Annotated in this window: 3 protein-coding genes and 1 pseudogene; all 4 read right to left on the reverse strand. The window is 59.3% G+C overall.

Features of this window, described 5'->3' with window-relative positions; genetic code table 11:
- Window positions 1–338: pseudogene (locus WB402_RS14300) on the reverse strand (cation:proton antiporter); the annotation flags it as partial.
- A gap of 124 nt (window positions 339–462) precedes the next feature.
- Complete coding sequence (locus WB402_RS14305; RefSeq protein ID WP_424209004.1) at window positions 463–1,293, reverse strand: MIP/aquaporin family protein; 831 nt, start codon at window positions 1,291–1,293, stop codon at window positions 463–465.
- 23 nt (window positions 1,294–1,316) lie between these two features.
- A complete protein-coding gene (locus tag WB402_RS14310; protein ID WP_424209006.1) occupies window positions 1,317–2,192 on the reverse strand; it encodes an ADP-polyphosphate phosphotransferase in 876 nt (291 codons plus the stop codon).
- Between the two features lie 92 nt (window positions 2,193–2,284).
- Window positions 2,285–4,091 (reverse strand): plasma-membrane proton-efflux P-type ATPase (locus tag WB402_RS14315; RefSeq protein ID WP_424209008.1); only part of this gene is annotated, 1,807 nt, incomplete at its 5' end.

A 4,091-nucleotide genomic window follows, 5' to 3' on the forward strand; every position in this document is an offset into this window, starting at 1 on the left:
TCGCCGGTCTGCGGCAGGCGGTCGATGGTGTCCATGACCAGGATGACCCATTTTTCCCGGGTGATGTCACCGATATTTACGTGCAGACTGCCAGCGAACAACAGCATGCCCAGCATGCCGTGGAAGACCACTTCGTAGAAATCGATTCCGACAACGGCCCGTTGCGCCCAACTGGCAACGGCAGGATTATAAGTACCGATGACGGCCACAATAATCGAGACAACCAGGCCGATGGCTGTGATGCCGATAATGTCGGGAAACCGCGTAACCCGGCAATTGAAATAACCGAAGAGCGCCACGAGCGTCACGATAAGACCTATGGCGTGGAACAGACTCACGTGCAAATTCTCCTTGATGGGTCGCATCTCAGGCGGATGTCTTCGGGCCTCGCAACGTTCAACCTTTTGACGTCCGCGATGATTTCACTGCGATGACCCTTCAATTCCAGCTGCTCGATTTTCGTCATTTTTTTTGTCCTTTTCGCTTACGTGTCAGTGTCGAATCATTTACGCCGATGGAACCCTGTGCCGCAAGTGTTCCGGCAGTGGTGGGCTTGCCCTTTAGTATCCACTCGAAGGCGACCCCAATCAGCGCGCCGAGGATCGGTCCCAGCACGTAGATCCACGCCGTGCCGAAGTCGCCACGCACCAGGTCTGGCGCCAACGATCGCACCGGGTTCATCGAGGCACCGCTGATCGGTGCTGCCCAAAGACCCGCCAGCGCAATATATCCACCCACGGCGATGGCGCCGTTGGCGCCGATGTTGCGCGCTCCTGAGGCCGTACCCAGGATCGTGTTCACCAACCCGGCCGTCAACACCACCTCCATCGCCAACGCCGTTCCGCTGCCTGCTTCGCTGCCGGGTACGGTCGCACCCAGCGCACCGACGAGTCCAAACATGGCCCGCAGGAAGAGCGCCGCTGCGATACCGCCGATCATCTGTGCCAAGACGTAGCCCGGTACCCGACGCCACGGGAAATTACGCCGCACCGCGAATGCCAAGGTGACTGCCGGGTTTAAATGTGCCCCGCTCACGGTGCCCATAAAGTAGATGATCGCCATCACCATCAGTCCGGGTGCGACCACGATCATGCTCAGGGTGACAGCGCCGCCGCTTCTGGCGGAAACGACCCCGCCACCCGCCGCGACGAGAACCAGCAGGAACGTGCCCCACGTCTCGGCGAAGAGACGACGCCACTCGTGTGCCGGATCCAGGAAGTCCGGGGACACCTGCTTCCGAACCATCCGTTCCTGCTGCGCCGTGTCATGGCGGTTTGTGCGAAATAATGTCATACACCCCCCGGTTGATTGTTACATCAGTCATGCTTCGCAAGCCGCTTGCGGATCGACAGCAGTTCCTGCCTGCGTTTTGCATCGGTTTTTGGGTAGCGCATGTCGAGCGCCTTGAAAGTGTCGAGAATTATCCTTGAAACAATCAGCCGAGCGTTCTCCTTGTCGTCGGCGGGGACCACATACCAAGGCGCAATTTTCGTACTCGTTGCGCTCAGGCAGGCCTCATAGGCATGCATGTACTGTTTCCAGTATTTCCTCTCTTCAATATCGGCAAGACTGAATTTCCAGTTCTTTTCGGGCTCGTCGATGCGAGCGAGAAAGCGCTTTCGCTGCTCTTCCTTTGACAGGTGAAGGAAGAACTTGATGATCCGTGTGCCGTTACGATACAGATGGTTCTCCAGGTCCACGATGGAACGATACCGCTCCCGCCAGATCGTTTCCTCGTCGACTAACTCCTCCGGCAGTCCCTGACCGCGAAGAATCTCCGGATGCACGCGAACGATCAGTACTTCCTCATAATAGGATCGGTTGAAAATCCCGATCCGGCCGCGTTCCGGAAAACACTGGGAGGTGCGCCAGAGAAAATCGTGCTCCAGTTCCGTCGCGCTCGGATGTTTGAAACTGAACACCTGGCAACCCTGAGGATTGACGCCGAACATCACGTGCTTGATGGCACCATCCTTTCCCGCCGCGTCCATGGCCTGAAAGATCAGCAACACCGCATAGCGGTTGGATGCGTAGAGCAGTTGTTGCAGCTCGCTGAGCTCCGCCACCTGTTCTGCGAGGAGTTCCTGATACTGCTCCTTCGACTGGTAAACGGGCTTCACCCGCGTCGGCCACTTCTTGAGGTTGACCTTTTCGCCTTCCCCCACCCTGAAGTTCTTTGAGTTGATTTTCATCTTCATCTCTCCATTGTCACAAGCTGCGTTGGTTGCGCGCGTAGTGTTCACAGGGCTCAAGAGCGCATTGGCGCCGCCTTCGCCCGTCCCGCCTATTCCTTATTTTTCCGAATCTCATGCTCCGCCTGGAGCCAGTCCTGATCCGCGTGGCCTTCGCGGCGGCCTTGCTGCTCATAAAGTTCATAGGCGCGCTTGGCGATCTGCGGTGTCAAATCGACAGGATTCTTGACCAACAGGGGCGCGGCAGTTGGATCGAACACCCGATACGCCAGTAGTTTCACGCGGTCATTCACGAGGAACCACACCAGCGCATAGCCCCAGACGAACAGCGTCCAACCCCAGCCGAGGGGCGTCATAAACACCCCATAAACCGCGATCAGCGTCGCCACGATTTGCGTGCCGAGCACCGCCGCCCACAGAACCCGCGCCGGGCGTATGGACCAGAACGGGCCGCGCGTGCGCGTCAGGAAAATCGTCAGATGTCCCGCCACGGACAGCTTCAAGTACATCAGCGTCTGGATGTGCGCGCGGTCGAGATGAAAGACGCGCTCACCGAGATAGAACAGGCCAAACGCCGACACGACCCCGATGACGCCCAGCACCGTAGATATCCCCAGCACCATGTGCATGTTCCAGGCCTCGGGCTTATCCTTGTAATGAACATTGTCATAGGCAATGGACAGGATCGCCCCGTCGTTGAGCAATGCCAGCATCACGATCATCACCGCCGTCAATGGATAAAAGTTGAAGATCAGGATTGCCAGCGTCATGAAAAACAACACGCGCAGCGTTTCGGCGATGCGGTAGATCGCATAGCTGTTCATCCGCTGGAAGATTTTCCGGCTCTCCTTGATCGCATCGATGATCACCGACAAGCCGGACGTCATCAGCACGATGTCAGCCGCCGCGCGCGCCGCGTCTGTCGCACCCGAAACGGCAATGCCGCAGTCGGCCTTCTTCAGCGCGGGGGCGTCGTTCACCCCGTCGCCCGTCATACCGACGATGTGGCCGCGCTGCTGCAGGACATCAATAATGTGGAACTTGTGCTCGGGAAACACCTGGGCGAAGCCGTCGGCTTTCTCGATGGACTCCGCCAACTGCGCCGTCTCGTGATGCTTGGTGTCGCCGAAGCCGCTGGCATCGAGGATATTGGCGCCTAGTCCCAGTTTCCCGGCGGTTTCCCGAGCGATGGCCAGGGCATCGCCCGTCACCATCTTGATCTTCACGCCCATTTCGCGCGCGGTCGCGATGGTCGCCTTGGCTTGTTCCCGGGGTGGGTCGAACAGGGGCAACACGCCCAGGAACCGCCACTGGCCTTCCTGATCGGCCCGCGCCACACCGAGCGAGCGGAAGCCGCGCGCCGCGAATTCGTTGACCGCCTTCTCAACGGCGGGCTTCACCTGCGCGGCATTGGCCGACAACTCCTGGATCACCTGCGGCGCGCCCTTTGTCACCTTGAACACCTTTCCGTCCGCGTCCTTGACGCTGGCCTCGGTGCGCTTGTGCACCGGGTCGAATGGCTGGAAATGGATCACCTGATAACCTTTCAAGGCTTGATCGTTTTTCAGGCCGCCCAGCACGGCCAGGTCGATGGTGTCCTTATTGTCCGCACGCGACGCCAGCGCGGCATTGAGGATAACTTGCTCGGCAGGAATGCCGTTCACGCTGAACGGATCACCCAGCGTCAGCTTGTTTTGGGTCAGGGTGCCGGTCTTGTCCGCGCACAGCACGTCCACGCCCGCCAATTCCTCGATGGCCGCCAAGCGGGTCACAATCGCCTCTTTCTTGGCCAGCAGGCGCGCGCCGACCGCCATGGTCACCGACAGCACCGTGGGCATCGCCACGGGAATCGCGGCCACGGTCAGCACCAAGGCGAACTGCAACGTGGCCACGATCGGG

It is taken from the genome of Sulfuricaulis sp. (assembly GCF_049587675.1).
Lineage (GTDB): Bacteria > Pseudomonadota > Gammaproteobacteria > Acidiferrobacterales > Sulfurifustaceae > Sulfuricaulis.

What these genes read in the sequence shown, in the direction of transcription:
- WB402_RS14310 (WP_424209006.1), bottom strand. Translation starts at nt 2,192, where the DNA reads ATGAAAATCAACTCAAAGAACTTCAGGGTGGGGGAAGGCGAAAAGGTC.
- WB402_RS14305 (WP_424209004.1), bottom strand. Translation starts at nt 1,293, where the DNA reads ATGACATTATTTCGCACAAACCGCCATGACACGGCGCAGCAGGAACGG.